Here is a 23005-nt window from a genome sequence, read left to right as displayed (position 1 = left end):
AAGAATGATTGTAATAAAAATTAAAGGTGGATTAGGCAATCAACTCTTTCAATATGCCATTGCAAAAGCATTTTCTTTAGAAACAAAAAGAAAATTTAAATTAGATATTTCTATTTTTGAATGGTATAAATTGCACAATTACGGTTTACATCATTTTAATATTCGTCCTGAATTTTATACGCCAGAATCAAAATGGAAAATGAAATTAAAAAAACTTTTTAATAAAGTTGTTTTTTATAACGAAGACCTTCATCCCTTCCATCATAATCCTGATTTAATTCATACCAAATCCGATTTTTTATTTTTAGAAGGTTATTATCAATCACAAAAATATTTCATCAAATACGAAAAGGAAATACGAAATGATTTTCAAATCATCACTCCATTAAAGCAACAAACTTCAGACATGGTTGCTTATATGCAATCAGTAAATGCCGTTTCCATTCATTTCAGAAGAGGGGATTATGTTGGTAATGCAGTTCATGAAACGGACAAAACAGCATACTACAAAGAAGCCATGCAAATTATTGAAAGTAAAGTAGATAATCCTGTTTATTTTTTATTTTCTGACGATATTCCTTGGGTGAAAGAAAATTTTACCACCAATTTCGAAACGCATTATGTAGATTTTAATGATGCGTCAACCAATTTTGAAGATATACAATTAATGTCATCATGTAAGCACAATATTATGGCTAATAGTAGTTTTAGTTGGTGGGGCGCATGGTTAAATCCTAACCCCAATAAAATAGTTATTGCGCCTCAATTATGGTTCAATGATGAAAAAGTGAATACAAATGATGTAGTTCCAGAGAACTGGATAAGGTTGTAATGTTTTTTATCAGATAAATAGGGCTTTTTATATTGAAAACAAAAATATTAACAAAATGTTTTAATGATAATGAGTTTCATTTTGTTGGTGTATTTAAAAAGGTTATTTTTGGCCGATAATTAATATAATAAAAATGAATACAGGCAAATATTCAGAAGAGGAATGGTTGTACGAAATAAAACCAAAAGATAATTTCTTTTCCTTGAATTTAAAGGAAGTTTGGAATTATCGTGATTTGCTGTTTTTATTTGTAAAAAGAGATGTGGTAACCGTTTATAAGCAAACTATTTTAGGACCACTTTGGTATTTAATTCAACCTTTGTTTACAGCCATTACTTTTACTATTATTTTTAATAATGTTGCGGGAATAAAAACTGGAGAAACGCCTCCGTTTTTGTATAATTTAGCAGGTATTATTGTATGGAATTATTTCACCACTTGTTTAAATGAGACTTCTGATACCTTTAAAAAAAATGCAGGAATTTTTGGGAAAGTATATTTTCCAAGATTAATTATGCCTTTGTCTATTGTTGTTTCTAACTTATTAAAATTGTCCATTCAAATTTTAATATTTGTTGGGTTTTATATGTATTACTATTTCATTGGAGTAAATTTATCCCTTAATTCATTTGTGGTTTTATTTCCTGTTTTGGTTTTGTTAATGGGCGTTTTAGGCTTAGGACTTGGAATGATTATTTCTTCATTAGTCACAAAATATAGAGATTTGTCTTTTCTTATTGGCTTTGGAGTGCAGTTATTAATGTATGTTTCCGCAGTAATGTATCCAATTGCTTTAATAAAAGAAAAATTACCAGAATATGGTTGGTTGGTCGAATACAATCCGTTAGCTTATGTAATTGAAGCCTCAAGATTTATGTTACTTAACGAAGGAGAAGTTTCCTTATTTGGCGTTTTATATACAGTTAGTATTACTATTTTAGTGTTTTTTATTGGATTGCTAATTTTTAATAAAACTGAAAAAAGTTTTATAGATACCGTTTAGTCAATCCCGATTGCAACGGGACTAGTTATGCCAATTGGCAATATAAAAATTATAAAAATTAAATGAATCAAAATAAAGTAATATTAAAAGCGGAAAATATATCTAAACAATACCGATTAGGTACGGTTGGAACAGGTACGTTAAGTCATGACTTAAATCGTTTTTGGCATACTATCCGTGGAAAGGAAGATCCGTATTTAAAAATTGGTGAAACCAACGACAGAAGTTCTAAAGGAACCAGTCAATACGTTTGGGCCTTACAAGATATTAATTTTGATATTCATGCGGGTGAAGTTGTAGGGATTATCGGTAAAAACGGAGCAGGAAAATCTACTTTATTAAAAATATTATCCAAAGTTACTGCGCCAACAACTGGTGTGATTAAAACGAAAGGAAGAATTGCATCCCTACTTGAAGTTGGTACAGGATTTAATCCAGAACTTACAGGTAGAGAAAACATTTATTTAAATGGTGCCATTTTAGGAATGACCAAAAAGGAAATCACTTCTAAATTAGATGAGATTATTACTTTTTCAGGTTGTGAACGTTATATTGATACGCCAACTAAACGCTATAGTAGTGGAATGACCGTGCGTTTGGCTTTTGCAGTTGCTGCCTTTTTAGAGCCAGAAATTTTGGTTGTAGATGAGGTTTTAGCTGTTGGAGATGCCGAATTTCAGAAAAAAGCGATAGGTAAAATGCAAGATATTTCTAAAACAGAAGGAAGAACTGTTTTATTTGTAAGTCATAATATGGCTGCAGTGAAAAGTTTGTGTACACGTGGTATTGTTTTAGAAAATGGAAAACTAAAATTTGATGGTAAAGTTGATGAGGCTTTGGATGTATATTCAGATATAAGTAAATCACTAGAATATAAAGTTGTTTTTGATGCAGAAACGGTTAGAAGTGGGAATAAAAATATTGAATTTCAGTCTATTGAGATTTTAAATCAAAATAATAAAAACACTCAGGAATATTCTATTGGTGACGATTTAATTATTAAAATCAAAATTAAAAATAATTCTGGAGAAAAAAGAAGTGAAATGGGAATTCAGGTATTTACAACTGAAGAAATGCCTATTTTTCATATGATGCCGCGTGATTCTAATTTTGAAATTCATCATGAAAATGAAATAGAGGAATTTGAAATTAATTTAAACGATATCAGACTTTTTCCCGGCTTGTATTATATTACAATTACATCATCAAGTACAACAGGACATCAAGTTTTTGATTGTATTAATTACGCGATAACATTTGAAATTATTGACGGTGGAAACTATACAACAAGAAGTTTACCACGTGCTGCAGGTTTGTTTTTTATGAATCCAGAATGGAAAAAAATATAAAAAATGATTATTGTTAAGCTAACATATAATTATAATTGGCCATTGTTTAGACAAACGGAAAATAATTCTCAAGTTTGGGGTAATTATAAATTTATTATAGATGAAAATTTAAAAGAATGTGATTTTTGGATTGTTTACACCGATTATAATTTAAAAGCTGAAAAAATTAAGTGTAATCCCGAAAATATAATTTTTATACCAGCTGAATGTTTTAATACAAGTCCGAAATTTAACCAGAATTTTTTAAATCAATTCGGATTAATTATTACCGTTCAAAGAGAATTAAAACATAGAAATATAATATATACACATAATGCTAATCCCTGGTTTGTTGGCAAGTCTTATGATGAATTACAGAATAATTTAGTTTCAGATAAAACAAAATTAATTTCGGTTGTATCCTCTAATAAAGCGTTTACAGATGGGCATAGAAAAAGATTAGAATTTGTTCAAAAATTAAAAAATCATTTTGGAGATCAATTAGACATTTTCGGAAGAGGAATAAATGATTTTGATGATAAATGGGATGTTTTAGCAGATTATAAATACACTATTGCTATTGAAAATGATTTTTGTGAAGATTGGGTTACTGAAAAATATTTTGATTGTATTTATGCCAACACTTTGCCTTTTTATTATGGTTGTCCAAATTTAGAGGAAATTGTAAATAAAGATTCATTTATCAGAATAGATATTAATAATTTAGAACAATCAATAAAAATTATTGAATATGCAATTATTTCAAATGAGTTTGAAAACAGAAAAAATCTTGTTCAGAGTCAAAAAATAAAAAGTTTAAATGAAGATCAGTTTTTTCCTTGGATTGTTTCAATTTTAGAATCTAAAAATACTAATCTTAAAAAAAGAGTTGTCCAACTAAAATTAAATACTAAAAGAAAAAACGTTTTTTTTAAAGTAATGAAAAGTATATATTTTAGAATTAAATCAATAATATGATAACAAGAATTAAAAAAGCTTTAAAAATTCTTATCAATTATGATAATAAGAAAAATAAGAATAATTTAATTAATCAAAAATTAAATTATGTGATTATGCATAATTCGATTTTATCTGGTGAAAATTGTATTGGAAACGAAACTTATATTGGATTTAATTGTATAATTACAAAATCTACAATTGGCAGATATTGTTCGATAGCTAATAATGTAAGTATAGGAATTGGTGAGCATAAGGTTAAAAGAGTTTCAACTTCAAGTTTGTTTTATGAAACTCCATTTCAAACTTTAACAGAAAAAGATTGTATTGTTGGCAATGATGTTTGGATAGGAAGCAATGTTGTAATTCGAAGAGGAGTTAAAATTGGTAATGGAGCAATAATTGGAGCAAATTCATTTGTAAATAAAGATGTTAAAGATTTTGAAATTGTCGGAGGAATTCCTGCAAAATTGATAAAAATGCGGTTTGATGAAAAAACTATTCAGTTAATTAATGATTCCAAATGGTGGCTTTTTGACTTAGAACAAGCAAGAATGAAAATTTCAGAATTAGAAAAAAGTGGTTTATTCGAAACAAATAAAATAAATCTTTAATGATTGTAATAAAAATTAAAGGTGGTTTAGGCAATCAAATGTTTCAATATGCCATTGCAAAAGCATTTTCATTAGAAACGAAACGACCATTTAAATTAGATATTTCTATTTTTGAAAGTTATAAGTTACATGATTTTGGTTTGCATCATTTTAATATCCAATCGAACTTTTATTTGCCAGAATCTATATGGAAAATAAGGCTCAAAAAATTATTTCATAAAGTAGTTTTTTATAATGAAGACCATCATGCTTTTAATTTTAACCCCAATTTAATTCAAACTAAATCAGATATTCTGTTTTTAGAAGGCTATTATCAATCTCAAAAATATTTTTTAAAATACGAAAAAGAAATTCGTGCTGATTTTGAAATAGTTTCTCCTTTAAAACAACAAACCATAGAAACGGTTGCCTATATGCAAACTGTGAATTCAGTTTCTATTCATTTCAGACGAGGTGATTATATTGGAAACCCTGTACACGAAACGGATAACACAACATACTATAAAGATGCAATTCAACTTATTGAAAGTAAGATAGAACATCCTGTATATTTTTTGTTTTCTGATGATATTCCTTGGGTGAAAGAAAATTTTACGTCTAATTTTGAAACCCATTTTGTTGATTTTAATGACGCTTCTACTAATTTTGAAGATCTTAAATTAATGGCTTCATGTAAACACAATATCATTGCCAATAGTAGTTTTAGTTGGTGGGGTGCATGGTTAAATAAAAATCCAAATAAAATTGTTATTGCTCCTAAAAAATGGTTCAATACAGAAAAAGTAAATACGAGTGATATCCTTCCAGAAAACTGGATTCAATTATAAATCTATGAATAAGATTGAAACTTTTAATTCTACAAAATTTGTTACAGGTTTAAGAGCCTATGCAGCATTAAGTGTTTATTTAATTCATTCTGGTGGATTTGGATTAAGAGAAATGTCGGTTTTTACAAACAGAATAGTTGATTTCGGAAAATATGGTGTTACTGTTTTTTTTGTTCTTTCTGCTTTTACAATATGTATGAGTATTGATAGACTCAATAAATTTGAGATTAAAAATTATTTAATTAGACGGTTTTTTAGAGTTGCGCCATTATATTATGTTATTTTAATTATAGCTTTTTTATTAGGTGGAAATGACTATTATTTAAAATTATACAACGTTGAGAATAATTTTTCGTCTTTATTATTACACTTTTCATTTTTAAATGTTTTTACTTATAAATATCAAAATAATATTATTGGTTTAGAATGGACTGTACCAATAGAATTTTTTTATTATTTGATTATACCTTTTGTTTTTTTTTATTATAATAAAACTAATAGAATTATAATAGGTTTTTTAGTTTCCTCAATCCTAACTTTATTTGCTAGTGTTATTTATCAATATTTTTTCTCTCAACTTTTCTTTAACTGGTCAATATTTAAATATGTTTTTAGTTTTAATTTTGGAATTCTAATTTACATTTTATTTAAAAAAAATATTTTAGTCAGTACAAAGGATAACAATTTGATTTTAATTCTATTATTTTTGATTTTAGGAATATATATAGTATTTGATTTTGATTATAAAGATTTATTTGTAACCATTTTTACAGGAATTTTAATCTTATTGTTTCAAAATGAATCTAAAATAAAAGAAATGTTTTTTGAAAATAGAATAATATTATTTTTAGGTAAAATTAGTTATTCAATTTATTTAATTCACTTTTTGTTTTTTTATCATTTGAAAAATTATTTATATTCTAATAATCCAATTTTTATTCTAAGTTTGGTTATAGTAAGTAGTACCATTTCATACTACCTAATTGAGAAACCATTTATTAACTTGAGTAGTAAAATAATTAATAATAAATAAATGAATATTCCTAAAATATCTGTTTTAATGCCAGTATACAATTCTGAATTGTATATTAAAGAAGCTATTGATAGTATTTTAAACCAAACCTTTACCGATTTTGAATTGATAATTATTGACGATGCTTCTACAGATAAATCAGTAGAAATCATACAATCTTATACTGACTCAAGAATACAATTAATTGTAAAACCCCAAAATTCAGGCTATACAAATAGTTTAAATTACGGACTGACTATTGCAAAAGGTGAATATATAGCCCGAATGGATAGTGATGATATTAGTATGCCAGAGCGTTTTGCTAAACAAGTTGGTTTTTTAGAAGCAAACAAGGATGTGGTGGTATGTGGATCAGTATTTAATATTATTGGTACAGGTGAAATAATAAATGTTCCTGAAGAGCATGAAGATATTAAATTCGGAATGTTGTTAAGATGTCGGATAGGTCATCCTACTGTAATGATCCGAAAAAGAGTATTGATTGAAAACAACATAAATTATAATCATGAAATGGAACCAGCAGAAGATTATGACTTATGGGTTAGATTATCTGAAATTGGGAAATTATATAATTTAAAAGAACCTTTATTAAGTTATAGGATACACCAGAATCAAGTATCGACTAGTAGAAATGAAAAGCAAAAAGAGGCATCTAAAAAGGTGAAAATAAGGCAATTAAAAGCACTTGATGATTCTGTTAATCTAATTCAGCAAGAGGTTTTTGTGAAAGCAACAGATGGCTTACAAGAGATTGATTTTAATGATTTTAAGGTATTAGTTAGTTTGAAAAAGCAAATTATTTCAAAAAATAAGAGCTCTTTTAATACTCAGTTGTTTTTATTTTATTGGAGTCAAATTGAAGACAAATTTTTAAGATATTATTTCAAATATAGAGTGCAATTTAATATAAAAATATTTTTTCAGTATATGAATGTTTGCCATAAATTAGATTCAAAACTGAGTACTTATGAAATAATTAAATTGTTTGTAAAATCTTTAATAAATTATAGAGTAGTATGAATCCATTAATTTCTATAATAGTTCCATGCTATAACCATGCTAAATATTTAGAACTATCTTTGCAATCTGTATTATCTCAAACTTATACTAATTGGGAATGTATTATTGTAAACGATGGAAGTCAAGACAATACAGAAAATATTTCTGAGAAATGGTGTGGCTTTGATAGCCGATTCAGTTATATATACCAAGAAAACAAAGGTCCGTCATGTGCTAGAAATAAAGCAATTAAAGAGTCAAAAGGAGAGTTTATTCTTCCATTAGACGCTGATGATTGTATTTCTACTGATTTTTTGGAAAAGTTAGTCCCAGAGTTGTTAAACGATGCGTCTTTAGGAATTGTTTCATGTTACACTAAATTTTTTACTGAGACTATTGAGAAAACATTTTTTGATTTAAAACCTATGGGTACAGATTGGAAGTATCTATTATATACAAATCAATTAATAGCGACTTCATTGTTTAGAAAAAAATGCTGGGAAGAAGTTGGCGGTTATGATGAAATTATGAGAAATGGTTTTGAGGATTGGGAATTTTGGATAGCAATTACAAAAACAGGTTGGAACTATAAAATAATTCCAGATTTTTTGTTTTTTTATAGAAAAGCAAAAGTATCAAGACAGGTTAATGCTCTAAAAGAATACTTTGAATCATCAAGAGAATATATCTATAAAAAACATAAAGAACTTTATATTAAAGATTTTGATAATTGTATGACTGTTCTTTTTTTTGAAATAAATCAGCAAAGAGAAGGTAAATTAATTATTAAAAATTCTATCGAATATAAAATTGCAAAAGTAATAACTAAGCCATTTCGTATTTTGTCAAATATTTTTCATAAAGTTTAAAGTATGATTTCAGTAGTAATAAGAAATAAAAATGAACAAGAAGCGTTAGGTTTTTTATTAAAAAACCTAACCGAAAGATACCGTAATGATATTGGAGAAATTATTGTTGTTGATAATTTGTCTACTGATAAAAGTGAACAAATTACCAATAAATACGGAGCACGTTTTGTTACTATTGAAAAGTTTAGTTTTGGAGGAAGTGCAAATTTGTGTGCATCAGAAGCAAAAGGAGATATTGTAGTTGTTTTTAGTGCTCATTCCTATCCAGTTAGTCATGACTTTTTCTCATTGATTTCAGAAAAATTTAAAAAAAATCCTAATTTGGCCGGTGTAAGATGTCTGCATAGTCCAAATGATTATAAAAACTATATTAACGGAATTTCTGTAATGCAAGATCCTAATAAGTCCGGATTAATTTTTTCAGGTTCCGCTTTTAATAAAAATGTGTGGGAAAAAATTCCATTTCGTGAAGATGTACCCACTTTTGAAGACAAAGAATGGACTACTAGAGTTTTGAAGCAAGGATATGAAATTGATTTTGTTCCTTCGATTTTTTGCTATGAAGTTACACGAACAAAAAAACAGCTTTTTTTTAGATATAAAAATGATGTAGTGGGGAATTATCAATTGTGGCATCAAGACATTACTTTTAAAAATGTTATCAATACTACAGTAATGTCAATACTAAGATTGTTTAAAAACTTTTTTATTGACCTTTATTATATTTTTGCTAAAATTTATTTTCTTTTAAAATTTATTTTCAACAAACCTAAAAAATTTTAAAATGAAAAACAATAATAATTTTGATTTTTTACGATTTTTATTTGCCATATTAGTTGTTGTTTCACATTCATTTCCCTTATCAGGAAGTCCAGAAACTAATCAATGGATTTCGCAAGTTACTAATAATCAATTGTCTTATTCAGCAATAGGTTTAGATGGTTTTTTTGTTATAAGTGGATTTTTTATTTTTCAAAGCGTCCAAAAAAGTGAATCAATTTTAGATTTTTTCAAAAAAAGAATTTCTCGAATTTTTCCAGGTTTATTTGTAGCATTAGTTTTGTCTACAATTTTTGCTATTTGTTTTTTATATGAAGGAAAAACACCTTGGTTTAAAAATTTGGAAGTATATACTTATATTCCCTATAATTTATCTATGTTCCATTTTCAGTCAGGGATAAAAGGTGTTTTTGATACTAATTTCTATCATTCAATAAATGGCTCATTATGGACAATTAGATATGAATTTGCCTTATATGTTTTTTCATCGTTTATATTCTTTTTTAAGGACAAAATAAATTTAATAAGATGGGTATTATTTATAACATCTCTTTTCTTATTAATATGTTTTAACTTTTTTTTAGATGTTTTTGCAGGTGTTCAAAAGTTAGGTTTTTTAGGGATAAATGTTTTGAATTTAGGAACCTTTTTTGTTATTGGTAGTTTGTTGTCATCATTTAAAATTAATACAATTCCACACAAAAAAATATATGTTTTTGTTTTAATGATTTTGCTTTTGTTTGCCATTCATTTCTGTTTTTTTTCAAATGTGGTTCATGTTGTTCTATCGTTTGCTATCTTGTTTTTTGGGTTTTCACCTATAAAAGGCATAAAGGATTTTGGTAAGTACGGAGATCCATCCTACGGGATTTATATTTATAGTTTTCCAATACAACAAATTTTAGTTTATTATTTTAAACTAAATGCTATAAATTTGTGTATTATATCTCTTTCGCTTTCTATAATATTCGGTTATTTGTCGTGGCATTTAATTGAGAAAAAGTTTATAAAAAGATTGAAACTAAATGAAGTAATGAGATGAAAAAAAACGTTTTAATATTAGGACCAATTTCAGATTTTGGAGGTAGGGAAGTTGAAACTAAGATCATTGCATCAGCTTTAGTGTCAAGTTGTAATGTTTCTGTTTTGTCAACTATTAAAATGACGATTAATTCTGTTGCTTTACTTGATCATTCTAATTTTCAATGGAATACTATAGATAAAATTATTAGTGAAAATGTTTTAGTTTCTTTTGTTAATCAAGTTTGTAAAAAAAAATATTCCATAAACGAACCTGCATATTGTTTAACGAAAAATAAAATAAATAAAATTTATATTAATTTTCACCAACGTTATTTACAAATATTAGAGAAACAAGTTCAAAAAAATGATTGTATTGTTTTTATGGGTGAAGTGGATTCAAAGTGGTTAGCTGATTTAACTTTTTTTTGTAAAAAACATGATAAAAAAATTATATTGAGAACAACGGGTACTGTTTCTAATGTGCCTACTGAAAATGATTATTTAAAAAATATTGATACCATTTTAATTCATTCTCATTCTAATTCAATAAAACTAAAAGAGAATTTAATACATAATTTAACCCTAATAGATCAAACCACTTTAAACGAAGAAAAATTACTGAAATTGCCTATCGATAGCAATGTAAATAATCTGGTTTTTGGTTATTTAGGAAGATTTTCTAAAGAGAAAGGAATTTTAGAATTACTAAATGCCTTTTCTAAAATTGAAAATAAACTAATTATTGCTGGTAATGGCGATTTAAAAAATGAAGTTGATAGTATAGTTAGTACAACAAATACTATATTAAATCTGGGTGAATTTAAAGCGGATGAAATTCATTTGTTTTTTGATAAAATAGATGTTTTACTACTACCATCTTTGGAAGAAGCTGGTCCATTAGTTGGTATTGAAGCAATGGCTGCAGGTAAATTGATTTTATCAACTAAAGTAGGTGCTATGATGGAGCGTTTAACAGCTACTAAAAATCAATTTTGGTTTGATTCTAATGATGAAAATTCATTACTTAATTTAATACATAAATTATCTCTATTACATTCTGAAGAGCTAAATTTAATAAGAGAAGGTAATAGAAAAGTATATTTGGAAAAATATTCCATAAATTCTATTTCATCAAATTACATCCAACTTTTAAATAAAATTTAATTAGAAAGTTATATGAAAATCCTCATGGTAGCCATTCCAAATCATCATTTTTTTCAATGGGTCAACCAATTGGAACAGGCTGGTCATGAAGTGCATTGGTTTGATATTACTGATGGTGCTGGATTTTCAAATAAAATAAAATGGGTAAAACAATGTAATGGTTGGAAACTAAAATGGGATTTTCCTTTTCGTTCTACTATTAAAAATAAGCTGCCAAAACTTTATAGTTTTATTCAGAAATTTAACGAAAGAAAATTAGAATCCGTTTTTCAAAATTATTTAGACCAAATTCAACCGGATATTGTTCATTCTTTTGAAATGAAATTATCCTGCTTACCAATTTTAAACGTTATGCAAAAAAATACTATTCCCTGGGTCTATTCGTCATGGGGAAGTGATGTTTTTTATTATCAAGAACTTGGTGTTTCAACAGCTGAAGTAACTACTTGTTTAAAAAGAGTGAATTATTTAATTACTGATTGTAAAAGAGATTATCATTTGTTAAAACAATTGGGCTATGAAAATACGTTTTTAGGCGTTTTTCCAGGTAATGGTGGTATTTCTTTTGTTGATTATGCAATCCAGCCTTATAATCAAAGAAAATATATTTTAATTAAAGGTTATGAAGATGGAGTTGGAAAAGCCATTGCCGTTTTAAAAGCCTTTCAATATAACTTATGGCAACTTATTAGTACCTATGAAATTGTTATATTTAGTGCAGATAAAGCGGTCATAGATTTTGTAGAAAGCTCTAGATTTTACCAAGAGTTTCCACCTTTAATTTTTTCTAGAAATGAATTTATACCAAATGAAACACTTCTGAAAATGATGAATGATAGCGTTATTTATATAGGAAATAGTATTTCAGACGGTATGCCCAATTCTTTATTAGAAGCTATGGGAATGGGTGCATTTCCTATTCAATCCAATCCTGGGGGCGTTACTGAAGAAGTAATTACGCACGGGGAAAATGGTTTTTTAATATCGGATTGTTTGGATAGTGAGGCTCTTTCGAAATTGATTTCTGAAGCGTTACATAATGCAACTTTAAGACAAACTGCACAAGAATATAATACCCGTTTCATTTTAGATAATTACGATAGAAATCAACTGAAAAATAAAATTGTAACCTTATTTCATTCTTTGCAAAATAATTAATTATGGACGTTTCAATTGTAATAGTTACCAAAAATAGGGCAGAGGCCCTTGCATTTACTTTAGAAAAAATCCAAAAATTAATGGATCATTCTAAGCATGAAGTTTTGGTTTTTATTGATGGTTGTGAAGCTACAGAATTCATAAAAAAAGATTTTGCTTGGGTGAAATGGTTTGGCGTGACTAAAAGTATCGGAGCATCGCCAGCTAGAAATCAATTGTATAAAAATGCAACAGGAGCTATATTAATTGGTTTAGATGATGATGCACATCCCATTACTGCTATTTTTATTGAAAAATGCATGACTTTATTTCATGCCAATTCAAAACTAGGAATTATTGCCTTTCAGGAAGTTAGAGGTGTTTTTGAATCAGATGATTTAGCCTTAGAACAAGCCGAAAAAGAGGTAATTCACTATCAAACCAATGATTTTATTGGTTGCGGATTTGCCATAAAAAAGGAGGTGTACCAAAAAACAAATGGTTTTCCTTTATGGATGGATATTTATGGTGAAGAAACTTGTGTCGCTTATGAAGTTTTAGATGCTGATTATGAAATTATTTATGATAATTTTATTATTGTAAATCATAGAGTGAATAAATTACAAAGACAACAACAAGGTAAATATTACTTTAGGTTTCAAAAGCAATTGAAAAACACCATTTTCATTTTTCTGGTTTATCGTAAGCATCCTTTAAAACTGATTTTAAAAACAATTCTGCATAATTTTAGAAAGTATGCTTTAAAAGATTTAACCTATTTCAGATTGTTTTGGGTAGCCCTATTTCAAGTACTATTTCATTTTTTTTCCGTTTTAAAATATAGAAAACCAATAAAAAATGCAACTTTGCAAAAAATTAAACAATTACAAGGTTTAAAATATTAATATTCAAAAGCCTTTAACCCAAAACCTATAACCATTAACCCGACTTATGCTTTTTAACTCTATCAATTTTGCTATTTTCTTACCAATAGTTTTTCTATTGTATTGGTTTGTAGCAAAAAATAATTTGAAATTTCAGAATGTTCTATTATTGGTTGCCAGTTATTATTTTTATGCTTGTTGGGATTTTCGTTTTTTGTTTTTACTTATCTTTTCAACTCTTCTAGATTATTATTCTGGGATTAAAATTGAAAATAGCACTTCAGAAAAAAATAGAAAATTTTGGTTTTGGTTAAGTATAGGTATCAATTTAGGGTTTTTAGGCGTATTTAAATATTATAACTTTTTTGTAGATTCCATTCAGGATGTAGTTTCTGTATTTGGACATAAAATTGATATGTGGACTATAAAAGTAATTTTACCCGTAGGAATTTCTTTTTACACTTTTCACGGACTTTCGTATGTGATTGATATTTATAAAAAACGAATTGCAGCAGAGAGCAACTTTATCAATTATGCCGTATTTGTTTGCTATTTCCCCTTGTTAGTTGCTGGTCCAATTGAACGTGCCACACATTTATTACCACAAATAAAAAAGAAAAGAACTTTTAATTATACACAAGCTGTTGATGGCTTACGACAAATTTTATGGGGTTTGTTTAAGAAAATTGTTATTGCAGATAACTGTGCCGAGTATGCCAATTTAATTTTTAATACTTCTGACGATTATTCTGGTTCCACATTAATTATGGGTGCCTTGTTTTTTTCGTTTCAAATTTATGGCGACTTTTCAGGTTATTCTGATATCGCCTTAGGAACGTCTCGTTTGTTCGGAATGGAATTATTAAAAAACTTTAATTTTCCTTATTTCTCCAGAGATATTGCCGAGTTTTGGCGTCGTTGGCACATTTCCCTTTCTTCTTGGTTTAAAGATTATTTATATATTCCACTTGGCGGAAGTGTTGGTGGATTAAAAATGAAAATTAGAAATACATTTATCATTTTTTTAGTAAGTGGATTTTGGCATGGTGCCAACTGGACTTTTATTGTTTGGGGCGCTTTAAATGCCTTATATTTCTTACCCTCTTTATTATCAAATACGAATAGAAATCACATGGAAATTGTCGCGTTTAACAGAAATCTTCCAACTTTTAAAGAGTTGCTTTCCATTTTAGTCACATTCGGATTAACGGTTTTCGCTTGGATTTTTTTTAGAGCAACTTCTTTATCACATGCCATTTCATATATTAAAGGAATTTTTACAAAAAGCTTGATTTCATTGCCAGCAGTTAGACCTTCTTATGTTATTATTTTAATTTTAATTTTTGTGTTAATAGAATGGATTGGAAGAAGAGATAATTTTGCAATTGAAAAGTTGTTTTTGAAAAAAAACATACTGATAAGTTGGGTTTTTTATATAATTCTAATAATGCTTTGTTTTATCTTTAATACTAAAGAACAAGTTTTTATTTATTTTCAATTTTAACGATATGACGAAATTTTTTAAAACCCTAATTCTGTTTTTTATTCTATTTTTTATTGTTGATAAATTATTCTATTTTAAACTTAATAAATTACCAAATCAAGAAAATGATAAACGATTAGAATTGTTAATTAATGGAGAAATAAATAAAGAAATTATTATTTTAGGATCGTCTCGTGCTCAAAATAACATATTTGCCTATTTAATTGAAAAGAAAACAAATATGTCTTGTTTTAACCTAGGCTATCAAGGTTCAAATTTAGACTTTCAACTATTTGTTTTAAAAACATTGCTGAAATATAATGCAAAACCTAAACATTTGCTTTTAGTTTTAGACGATGAAAAGGAATTGTATAATGATAAGTCATTGAATTTTAGGTTTGATAGATTGTTTCCTTTAGTAAAGTATAATTATTATTATCAAGAATTGATTGAAAGAAAGCAAATTTCCCTTTTTGCTAATTTTTTTTATTCTGCAAGATTGAATAAAAATAGTTTTAAATTTCTTAGGTCTTTTGATCATATAGATAAACTTTTGCCATGCGGCTCTGCATCTTTAGATACGATTTCACCAAATCCTAATTTTAATTTTATAAAGAATAAAAATTATGATGAAAAACAAGAGCTTCCAGAAAAATTAATCCAGTTTCAAGAGATTCAACAAATATGTAAAAATAAAGGAATTAAGTTAACCTATATTTTTCCACCTAATTTTAAATATTTAAATAAACAATTTGAAAATCGTATTGATAAATTAAAATTTTCTACAACGAATAAATATGTTTATAATAAAAATGATAAAAGATATTTGGAAAAACCTTATTTTTATAATGAATCTCATTTAAACGATAGAGGTGCCAAAGTTTTCACTAATGAAATTGCTGAATTTTTAAATAAAAATCATGAAAAAAGTAGCCATTATACCCATAAGAAAAGGATCTAAAGGAATTCCAGGTAAAAACAAAAAGAAAATGTTAGGTCGTCCTTTGTTTTCATGGGTTTTGGGCGAAGCCATTTTTTCCGATTTAGATGAAGTATACGTTTTTACAGACGATGAAGAAACACTTGCTTTTCTTGCCAAAGAATATGCTTGGTCACCAAAAGTAAAAGGTTTACTTCGTAATGAAGATAACGCTAATGATACCGCTTCCACCGAAAGTGCGATGTTAGAATTTGCTGAAAAAATAAACTTTGATTTTGATATGTTGTGCTTATTGCAGGCGACTTCTCCGATGACAACTTCTGCCAATATTAATGAGGCTATTGCCAATATGTATGTTGCCAATACTGTTTCTGTTTTATCAGTAGTAAAAACACATCGTTTTACTTGGAATGAAGATGGAACTTCGCAAAATTACGATGTTTTCAACAGACCACGTCGCCAAGATTTTAAAGGTTTATTAATGGAAAATGGCGCCATTTACATGACTACTAAAGAAGCGTTTTTAGCTTCCAAAAATAGAGTTAGTGGCAAAATTGGCTTAATTGAAATGCCTGAAGAAACTTTACATGAAATTGATACACTTTCAGATTGGACTATACTTGAAAATTTATTAGCGAACAGACAAAAGAATCAAAAACAACAGCAACAAATTACCTATTTAGTTTTAGATGTGGATGGAGTTTTTACAGATGGTTGTGTGTATTATGGAGCTGAAGGTGAATTGATGAAAAAATTTGATATGCGGGACGGAATGGGCTTGGAAATTTTACGTCAGAATTCTGTTGAAGTTGTGGTAATCACTTCTGAAAACTCTGATTTAGTCGCTAAACGAATGCAAAAACTGCAAATTAAACACACTTTTTTAGGTGTTAAAGACAAATATTCTTTTCTTCAAAATTTTGTGAATGAACAAAAGACTACTTGGGGCAATTTAGCTTACGTGGGCGATGATGTAAATGATTTGGCTAATTTATGTACGGTTGGTTGGTCGTTTGCGCCCAATAATGCGACGTCGATTGTAAAACATCACGTGGATGTAGTTTTAAATAATAATTCCGCTGATGGAGCCATAAGAGAAGTTTGCGAATGGATTATGAAATATAATACTAGATTTTAGTTAATTCTTTGTTTTTATTGTCAAGCTGAGCTTGTGGGTTTTGAGTTGTGGGTTGTGGGTTGTGAGTTGTGGGTTGTGAGTTGTGAGTTGTGAGTTTTGGGTTTTGGGTTTTGGGTTGTGTGTTGTGGGTTGTGGGTTTTGGGTTGTGAGTTGTGAGTTTTGGGTTTTGGGTTTTGGGTTGTGTGTTGTGGGTTTTGGGTTGTGGGTTTTGGGTTGTGAGTTTTGGGTTTTGGGTTGTGTGTTGTGGGGTTTGAGTTTTGGGTTTTGGGTTTTGGGTTGTGTGTTGTGGGGTTTGAGTTTTGGGTTTTGGGTTTTGAGTTGTGGGTTGTGGGTTGTGGGTTTTGGGTTTTGGGTTTTGGGTTGTGTGTTGTGGGGTTTGAGTTGTGGGTTGTGGGTTTTGAGTTTTGGGTTTTATTGATTGTAAACATAAATTATAATTAATTGTATCATAATATTCAAGGCTATTAAAATTAAATAAATTTTTCCTATTTTTGCTTTTCTAATAAAATGAAAATGAATACATATAAAATACCTTATGTCATTGCCGAAATTGGTTGTAACCACAAAGGTGACATGGAAATAGCTAAAGAATTAATTAAAATAGCCAAGATATTTTCTAATGCTGATGCTGTAAAGTTCCAGAAAAGAAATAATATTGAATTGTTAACAGAAGAACAATATAATGCTCCACATCCAAATCCGTCTAATTCATACGGTGATACGTATGGCGCTCATAGAGAATTTTTAGAATTTGATGTACAACAACACGCGGAGTTAAAAGCGTATTGTGAAGAAATCGGTATTGTGTATTCAACATCAGTTTGGGATACTACTTCTGCAAAAGAAATTGCTTCTTTAGATCCAGAATTTATTAAAATTCCATCTGCTTGTAATAATAATTTCGACATGCTAACTTGGTTATGTGAAAATTATAAAGGAGAAATTCATATTTCTACTGGGATGACAACTAAAAACGAAACAGATGAATTAGTTGCTTTCTTCACTGAAAAAGGAAGAAACAAAGATTTAGTACTTTATAATTGTACTTCTGGTTACCCTGTTCCTTTTGAAGATGTTTGTTTGTTAGATATCAATTTATTAATTGAAAAATATGGTGATAAAGTTAAACATATTGGTTTTTCTGGACATCATTTAGGAATTGCTGTAGATATGGCAGCTTATACTTTAGGAGCCAATATTATAGAAAGACATTATACAATTGATAGAACCTGGAAAGGAACTGATCATGCCGCTTCATTAGAACCAGAAGGTTTGCGTAAGTTGTGTAGAGATGTTAGAGCAGTTCATAAAGCTTTAACCTTTAAGAGTCAAGATATTTTGCCAATTGAGCAAGTACAAAGAGATAAACTTAAAAACCAAAAAGTTTAATTGTATAGAAAAGTCCCTTTTACGAGGGATTTTTTTTGGGGGATGGTGATAGGGAGATGAGGAGATTGGTAGATGGGGTGATTTGTTTGAAATTAGTTTTTTCAAACTTTTTTGGCTTTGAAAAGGAAAATAATAAATACTATATTTGCAGGCATTTAATAGATAAAAATGAAGAAAAAAATATTTATATTTTTACCAGATGGTGTAGGTTTACGAAACTTTGCCTTAACTAATTTTAAACAGATTGGTGAGCAACACGGTTTCGATATTACGTATTGGAACAACACTCCCTTTTCTATTGAAAAAGAAATTGGTTTTAAAGAAATTAAGCTAGAAAATAATAAAACAAATCCGTTAACTACCATTTTTACTAGAGCTCGTAAAAGAGCCGAATTAAATTGGTTTGACAAGAAGTTTAACGAGAAAGTATATAACACCTATAACTTCCCGCAATCTTATGGTTCGTTAAAGGAAGCTGTAAAAAGTATCATGGTTGATGTTTTAGTAGCTACTTGTTCCCACGCTAAAGGTGTTTCGTTTATACGAAATCAAATTACGAAATTAGAACGTAAAAGTCCAAAATATAACTATTGTAAAGCACAATTGGCTGCGGAAAAACCAGATTTTATTTTCTGTACCAATCAACGTCCGAGTCAAGCTATAGCTCCTATTTTAGCCGCTCAAGATTTAGGAATTCCGACCGCCACTTTTATCTTCTCATGGGATAATTTACCAAAAGCTACTACTTTAGTAGAAACCGATTATTATTTTGTGTGGAGCGAACACATGAAAAAAGAAGTACTGATGTATTGTCCGTATGTGCCTGCCGATAAGGTTTTAGTTACTGGAACACCACAATTTGAAAGCCATTTTGATACAAGTTTATTATTAACCAAAGAAGCTTTTTTTGCGCAACATAATTTAGATATACATAAAAAATACATCTGCTATTCTGGAGATGACATTGTAACTTCTCCATTAGATCAGTTTTATGTGGAAGATTTGGCTATTTCGGTAAGAGAATTAAATGCAAAAGGATATAATTTAGGAATTATTTATAGAAAATGTCCTGTTGATTTTACTGATAGATATGAAGCTATCTTAAAAAAATATAGTGATGTGATTGTAAATATGGACCCATTATGGCGACCAGTGGGAACCAGTTGGAATGAAATTATGCCATCCAAAGAAGATTTTGCCTTACAAGCTAACATTTGCGAATATACAGAATTTGTTGCCAATGTGGCTTCATCTATGGTTTTTGACTTTGTGGCTCATAATAAATCATGTTTGTTTTTTGATTACGAACAACCACAATTGAAAAAAGGCATTCGTGATATTGGACAAAATTATCATTATATTCATTTCCGTTCTATGCCAAGTAAAAATGCTGCTTTGTGGTCTTTTGATAAAACAGGATTAACACAAACGGTTCAAGATATTATTGATGGTAAACTATCCAATGTTCCAGAAGGGCAACTTTGGTTTGAAACCATTGTGGGAAACAATCCAACAGAAGCTTCTCAGAATATTTGGAAGGAAATTAAAAACATAATTTGATGAAGCAATTTTGTTTTTATTTGTTGAAAATAATTTTCATTGTATTGCTTGTTTCAATAACTTTTGATAAGTTATATACTTATGTTTATTATGAATATACAAATACAAACAGGTTTCAATATTTTAGAAATCAAAAAAATAAAAAGTTTGATTATTTGTTTTTGGGTTCGTCAAGAGTTGTAAATGATGTTAATCCTAATATTATAGATAGTTTGTTAAATGTTAAAACTATAAATTTCGGAATAATGGATGCTCGTCCAAAAGATATTTTAACGATTTTAAAATTATTAAAAGCTTATAATATTCAATCAGATAAAGTTTTTATTCAAACAGATTACTATTACAATAATACGGGTAAATCAAATTTTTTATATGTTGAAATGTTGCCTTATATCAATGAAAATAATATTATATCCAATTATTATTCTGAGGATAATGATTTTTTCGAGTTAAAATATGTGCCTTTTTATAAATATTCTAAAAATAACTTTATTTTAGGTATAAGAAATTTAATTTCTTCCACATTAAAAAAGAAGAATGTTTTAAATGCAACTAAAGGTTTTGAACCACTTTTTGGAAATGAAACTTCTTTTTGGTCAAGGGAATTACCAAGAAAAATTGTGAAAAACAACAAGCATAATTCAGAAATGCTAGCGTATTTAGAAAAAAACAATACAAATCATCAGTTTTTTATTTCTCCTTTTAGAAGTGATACAAAGAATATTTCATATATCAATCTATTAAAAAAACAATATAACGAGATATGGGATTTTTCAACATCAATTTCTAATGTGAATTATTTTAAAAATGGTTATCACCTTAATAAAAATGGAGCACATAAATTTTCAGAACTATTATCAAATCACATAAAAAAAATAAAAAAATAAAACTAAAATGAATAAATTCACCAAACTATCTATAGTCATACCAGTGTTTAATGAAGGGGCAACTATTCATTTAATATTGGATAAAATTAAGAATGTTGTTTTGTTAAACAATATTGCTAAAGAAATTATTATAGTAAATGATTGTTCCTCTGATAATACAGAAGATTCTATTAATACTTATTTGAGTAACAATAGGGATTTAGATATTGTATATTTAAAACATAGTGAAAATAGAGGTAAAGGCGCGGCCCTGCATACAGGCATTGAAAAAGCTAGTGGTGAATATTTAATTATTCAAGATGCTGATTTGGAATATGATCCTCAGGAGTTTAATATTTTAATTAAACCTATTATTGATGGCTTTGCAGATGTTGTTTATGGTAGTAGGTTTATGGGAGGAAAACCACATAGAGTTTTGTTTTTTTGGCATACTATTGGAAATAAGTTTTTAACATTTTTATCCAATATGATGACTAATTTAAATCTAACAGATATGGAAACTTGTTATAAAATGTTTAACGTGAAGTATTTACAATCGTTAAAATTAACTGAAAAAAGATTTGGGTTTGAGCCTGAAGTTACTTCAAAAATTTCAAAAATTCCTAAAATTAGAATTTATGAAGTTGGTATTTCTTATTATGGACGTACTTATGAAGAAGGAAAAAAAATTGGTTGGAAAGATGGTTTTAGAGCTATTTATTGTATTCTTAAGTATAAAATAAAATAAACTGTGAAAAAAACTTTTATAATTTTAGCAATACTAGGAGTTGTATTTCGGTTTTATGTTCAATTTATTAGTCCTTATTTTAATGTAGATGAAATTTCATTAGGTAGTAATATTAAAGAAAATACTTTTTTGGAACTGCTCTTACCAATGGAACGAGGTCAAAGTGCACCTCCTTTGTTTTTATTTTTAGAGAAATTTATTATTAGTTTTTTTCCTTTTTCTTTCTGGGTGAATATAAAACTATTAAGTTTTTTTAGTTCTATTTTTATTGTTTTATTGCTTTATAGATTTGTAGAAAAATATAATTTTTCTAAAGAACTACTAATAATGTTTGTCATAGTTTTATTTAACCCCTTTTTTTTAACAAACACATTAACAGTTAAACAATATACATTTGATTTATTAGGTATTTTGTTTTTGATAAATTATTTCAACCATAAATGGTTTTTAAAATATAATATAATCTTTTTTTTTATTTGGAGTTTTTTATCAAATGTTGCTTTGTTTTCATGTGTGAGTTACTTAATGTATTTATATTTTGCAGTAAACAAAAAGCTAAGTTTATATTTAGTTTTAAAGTTTATTAAAAAAAATTTTTTAACAATATTGGCTCCTTTACCATATGTTTTTTATTTTATATGGTTTATGAATCAGGAAGGAGCAATTGAGCTAAAAAATTATATGACTTCTTATTGGTTTGGTAATTTTATGCCTTTAAATGGCGGGATTTTTAAGTTCTTAATTTCTTTGTTTCATAGTTTTTGGGTGTTTTTTTATAGTATGAATGAAGTTGTTGGTCTTTTGCTTTTTTTACTATCAATTTTATCTTTTTTTTATTTTAAAAAAGCTAATAAATATAAAGCAGAAGTTGTAATTATTGGAGGTACTATGCTAATACATTTATTGCTAAATATTTTACATTTATATCCTATTTCTGATAGATTATTTTTATATATGGGAATGTTTTTCTTGTTATTATTAAGTAGTACTATGAATTCTTTATCACAGATTAATAGGATTAGTAACTATTTAAATCATAGTGAAATAATTATATCTATTGTTGTTTTTGTTAGTTACTTTAATTATATGTTTTATAAAGAAAACGATGTGATATCTTTAAATAATTATTTAAATAAAATAAATTGTTCTGAAAAAATTTATACAACTGAAAAATCATTTAAAACAATTAATGATTTTAATACTTTTACGGATAATAAATTTAAATGTAAAAAGGAATTAAATAAAATATCAAGCAGTGAAAATTTTGAGAGTAGTTTTTATTTAATAACGCGTTTGTTTAATAAATTAAAACCAAATTCAACAAGTGACGAAGAATTGATAATTTCTCAATTAAGTAAAAAATATTCTATAAATAAAAGTATTACATTACAAGGCTATAATGTTTATAAGTTAAATAAAAAAAAATAAACT

General features: G+C 27.6%; 22 protein-coding genes. All 22 read left to right on the top strand.

All coding sequences use genetic code 11. The annotated features are described in order from the left end of the window. Positions 1-4: 4 nt before the first annotated feature. The 22 genes from UEQ13_RS03630 to UEQ13_RS03525 all read left to right on the top strand — a co-directional run bounded on the left by UEQ13_RS03630 (position 5) and on the right by UEQ13_RS03525 (position 23002). Positions 5-832 (top strand): alpha-1,2-fucosyltransferase, encoded by an 828-nt coding sequence (locus tag UEQ13_RS03630; protein WP_329805047.1) that lies wholly within the window; start codon positions 5-7, stop codon positions 830-832. A 133-nt stretch (positions 833-965) separates the two neighbouring features. Then, positions 966-1835 carry an ABC transporter permease gene (locus UEQ13_RS03625; protein ID WP_329805046.1) on the top strand — a complete coding sequence of 290 codons (870 nt, stop codon included), beginning with the start codon at positions 966-968 and terminating at the stop codon, positions 1833-1835. Between the two features lie 62 nt (positions 1836-1897). Next, positions 1898-3184, top strand: coding sequence for an ABC transporter ATP-binding protein (locus UEQ13_RS03620; RefSeq protein WP_329805045.1), 1287 nt, complete (start codon positions 1898-1900; stop codon positions 3182-3184). A gap of 3 nt (positions 3185-3187) precedes the next feature. Next, positions 3188-4141, top strand: coding sequence for a glycosyltransferase family 10 domain-containing protein (locus UEQ13_RS03615; RefSeq protein ID WP_329805044.1), 954 nt, complete (start codon positions 3188-3190; stop codon positions 4139-4141). Further along, entirely contained in the window at positions 4138-4734 is a 597-nt protein-coding gene (locus UEQ13_RS03610) for a CatB-related O-acetyltransferase (RefSeq protein WP_329805043.1), read from the top strand. The genes UEQ13_RS03615 and UEQ13_RS03610 overlap by 4 nt, the downstream gene beginning before the upstream one ends. Continuing rightward, complete coding sequence (locus tag UEQ13_RS03605; protein ID WP_329805042.1) at positions 4734-5561, top strand: alpha-1,2-fucosyltransferase; 828 nt, start codon at positions 4734-4736, stop codon at positions 5559-5561. The genes UEQ13_RS03610 and UEQ13_RS03605 overlap by 1 nt, the downstream gene beginning before the upstream one ends. Positions 5562-5565: 4 nt before the next feature. Next, positions 5566-6594, top strand: coding sequence for an acyltransferase family protein (locus tag UEQ13_RS03600; RefSeq protein ID WP_329805041.1), 1029 nt, complete (start codon positions 5566-5568; stop codon positions 6592-6594). Then, positions 6595-7614, top strand: coding sequence for a glycosyltransferase family 2 protein (locus tag UEQ13_RS03595; RefSeq protein ID WP_329805040.1), 1020 nt, complete (start codon positions 6595-6597; stop codon positions 7612-7614). Beyond that, positions 7611-8462 carry a glycosyltransferase family 2 protein gene (locus tag UEQ13_RS03590; protein WP_329805039.1) on the top strand — a complete coding sequence of 284 codons (852 nt, stop codon included), beginning with the start codon at positions 7611-7613 and terminating at the stop codon, positions 8460-8462. Before UEQ13_RS03595 ends, UEQ13_RS03590 begins: the two co-directional genes overlap by 4 nt. 3 nt (positions 8463-8465) lie before the next feature. After that, positions 8466-9245 (top strand): glycosyltransferase, encoded by a 780-nt coding sequence (locus UEQ13_RS03585; RefSeq protein ID WP_329805038.1) that lies wholly within the window; start codon positions 8466-8468, stop codon positions 9243-9245. Between the two features lies 1 nt (position 9246). Beyond that, positions 9247-10284, top strand: a complete 1038-nt coding sequence (locus tag UEQ13_RS03580; RefSeq protein WP_329805037.1) for an acyltransferase family protein — start codon at positions 9247-9249, stop codon at positions 10282-10284. Next, positions 10281-11429 carry a glycosyltransferase family 4 protein gene (locus UEQ13_RS03575; protein ID WP_329805036.1) on the top strand — a complete coding sequence of 383 codons (1149 nt, stop codon included), beginning with the start codon at positions 10281-10283 and terminating at the stop codon, positions 11427-11429. The genes UEQ13_RS03580 and UEQ13_RS03575 overlap by 4 nt, the downstream gene beginning before the upstream one ends. Positions 11430-11441: 12 nt before the next feature. After that, a complete protein-coding gene (locus UEQ13_RS03570; protein ID WP_329805035.1) occupies positions 11442-12587 on the top strand; it encodes a glycosyltransferase in 1146 nt (381 codons plus the stop codon). Positions 12588-12589: 2 nt separating this feature from the next. Further along, entirely contained in the window at positions 12590-13471 is an 882-nt protein-coding gene (locus UEQ13_RS03565) for a glycosyltransferase family 2 protein (RefSeq protein ID WP_329805034.1), read from the top strand. A gap of 46 nt (positions 13472-13517) precedes the next feature. Continuing rightward, entirely contained in the window at positions 13518-14954 is a 1437-nt protein-coding gene (locus UEQ13_RS03560) for an MBOAT family O-acyltransferase (RefSeq protein WP_329805033.1), read from the top strand. A 121-nt stretch (positions 14955-15075) separates the two neighbouring features. Next, the gene (locus UEQ13_RS03555) at positions 15076-15894 is read left to right on the top strand and encodes a hypothetical protein (protein ID WP_329805032.1); all 819 of its coding nucleotides are present in this window, start codon (positions 15076-15078) and stop codon (positions 15892-15894) included. After that, complete coding sequence (locus tag UEQ13_RS03550; protein WP_329805031.1) at positions 15854-17011, top strand: acylneuraminate cytidylyltransferase; 1158 nt, start codon at positions 15854-15856, stop codon at positions 17009-17011. Before UEQ13_RS03555 ends, UEQ13_RS03550 begins: the two co-directional genes overlap by 41 nt. A 513-nt stretch (positions 17012-17524) precedes the next feature. Next, positions 17525-18400: an N-acetylneuraminate synthase family protein gene (locus UEQ13_RS03545; RefSeq protein WP_329805030.1), complete on the top strand. Its 876-nt coding sequence runs from the start codon at positions 17525-17527 to the stop codon at positions 18398-18400. A 168-nt stretch (positions 18401-18568) separates the two neighbouring features. Next, positions 18569-19960 (top strand): glycosyltransferase family protein, encoded by a 1392-nt coding sequence (locus UEQ13_RS03540; RefSeq protein WP_329805029.1) that lies wholly within the window; start codon positions 18569-18571, stop codon positions 19958-19960. Next, positions 19960-20847 carry a hypothetical protein gene (locus UEQ13_RS03535; protein ID WP_329805028.1) on the top strand — a complete coding sequence of 296 codons (888 nt, stop codon included), beginning with the start codon at positions 19960-19962 and terminating at the stop codon, positions 20845-20847. The genes UEQ13_RS03540 and UEQ13_RS03535 overlap by 1 nt, the downstream gene beginning before the upstream one ends. A gap of 7 nt (positions 20848-20854) precedes the next feature. Further along, positions 20855-21574, top strand: a complete 720-nt coding sequence (locus tag UEQ13_RS03530; protein ID WP_329805027.1) for a glycosyltransferase family 2 protein — start codon at positions 20855-20857, stop codon at positions 21572-21574. Between the two features lie 3 nt (positions 21575-21577). Further along, positions 21578-23002: a hypothetical protein gene (locus UEQ13_RS03525; protein ID WP_329805026.1), complete on the top strand. Its 1425-nt coding sequence runs from the start codon at positions 21578-21580 to the stop codon at positions 23000-23002. Positions 23003-23005: the final 3 nt, after the last annotated feature.

This window comes from Flavobacterium facile, from assembly GCF_036321945.1.
Taxonomy (GTDB): Bacteria; Bacteroidota; Bacteroidia; order Flavobacteriales; family Flavobacteriaceae; genus Flavobacterium; species Flavobacterium facile.
The sequence above is the reverse complement of the archived record's forward strand: the minus strand, read 5'-3'. Positions and strand labels throughout refer to the sequence as shown.

Bases quoted from the DNA above. Each gene is read 5' to 3' on its own strand.
- UEQ13_RS03630 (WP_329805047.1), top strand. From the start codon at position 5: ATGATTGTAATAAAAATTAAAGGTGGATTAGGCAATCAACTCTTTCAA.
- UEQ13_RS03625 (WP_329805046.1), top strand. From the start codon at position 966: ATGAATACAGGCAAATATTCAGAAGAGGAATGGTTGTACGAAATAAAA.
- UEQ13_RS03620 (WP_329805045.1), top strand. From the start codon at position 1,898: ATGAATCAAAATAAAGTAATATTAAAAGCGGAAAATATATCTAAACAA.
- UEQ13_RS03615 (WP_329805044.1), top strand. From the start codon at position 3,188: ATGATTATTGTTAAGCTAACATATAATTATAATTGGCCATTGTTTAGA.
- UEQ13_RS03610 (WP_329805043.1), top strand. From the start codon at position 4,138: ATGATAACAAGAATTAAAAAAGCTTTAAAAATTCTTATCAATTATGAT.
- UEQ13_RS03605 (WP_329805042.1), top strand. From the start codon at position 4,734: ATGATTGTAATAAAAATTAAAGGTGGTTTAGGCAATCAAATGTTTCAA.
- UEQ13_RS03600 (WP_329805041.1), top strand. From the start codon at position 5,566: ATGAATAAGATTGAAACTTTTAATTCTACAAAATTTGTTACAGGTTTA.
- UEQ13_RS03595 (WP_329805040.1), top strand. From the start codon at position 6,595: ATGAATATTCCTAAAATATCTGTTTTAATGCCAGTATACAATTCTGAA.
- UEQ13_RS03590 (WP_329805039.1), top strand. From the start codon at position 7,611: ATGAATCCATTAATTTCTATAATAGTTCCATGCTATAACCATGCTAAA.
- UEQ13_RS03585 (WP_329805038.1), top strand. From the start codon at position 8,466: ATGATTTCAGTAGTAATAAGAAATAAAAATGAACAAGAAGCGTTAGGT.
- UEQ13_RS03580 (WP_329805037.1), top strand. From the start codon at position 9,247: ATGAAAAACAATAATAATTTTGATTTTTTACGATTTTTATTTGCCATA.
- UEQ13_RS03575 (WP_329805036.1), top strand. From the start codon at position 10,281: ATGAAAAAAAACGTTTTAATATTAGGACCAATTTCAGATTTTGGAGGT.
- UEQ13_RS03570 (WP_329805035.1), top strand. From the start codon at position 11,442: ATGAAAATCCTCATGGTAGCCATTCCAAATCATCATTTTTTTCAATGG.
- UEQ13_RS03565 (WP_329805034.1), top strand. From the start codon at position 12,590: ATGGACGTTTCAATTGTAATAGTTACCAAAAATAGGGCAGAGGCCCTT.
- UEQ13_RS03560 (WP_329805033.1), top strand. From the start codon at position 13,518: ATGCTTTTTAACTCTATCAATTTTGCTATTTTCTTACCAATAGTTTTT.
- UEQ13_RS03550 (WP_329805031.1), top strand. From the start codon at position 15,854: ATGAAAAAAGTAGCCATTATACCCATAAGAAAAGGATCTAAAGGAATT.
- UEQ13_RS03545 (WP_329805030.1), top strand. From the start codon at position 17,525: ATGAATACATATAAAATACCTTATGTCATTGCCGAAATTGGTTGTAAC.
- UEQ13_RS03540 (WP_329805029.1), top strand. From the start codon at position 18,569: ATGAAGAAAAAAATATTTATATTTTTACCAGATGGTGTAGGTTTACGA.
- UEQ13_RS03535 (WP_329805028.1), top strand. From the start codon at position 19,960: ATGAAGCAATTTTGTTTTTATTTGTTGAAAATAATTTTCATTGTATTG.
- UEQ13_RS03530 (WP_329805027.1), top strand. From the start codon at position 20,855: ATGAATAAATTCACCAAACTATCTATAGTCATACCAGTGTTTAATGAA.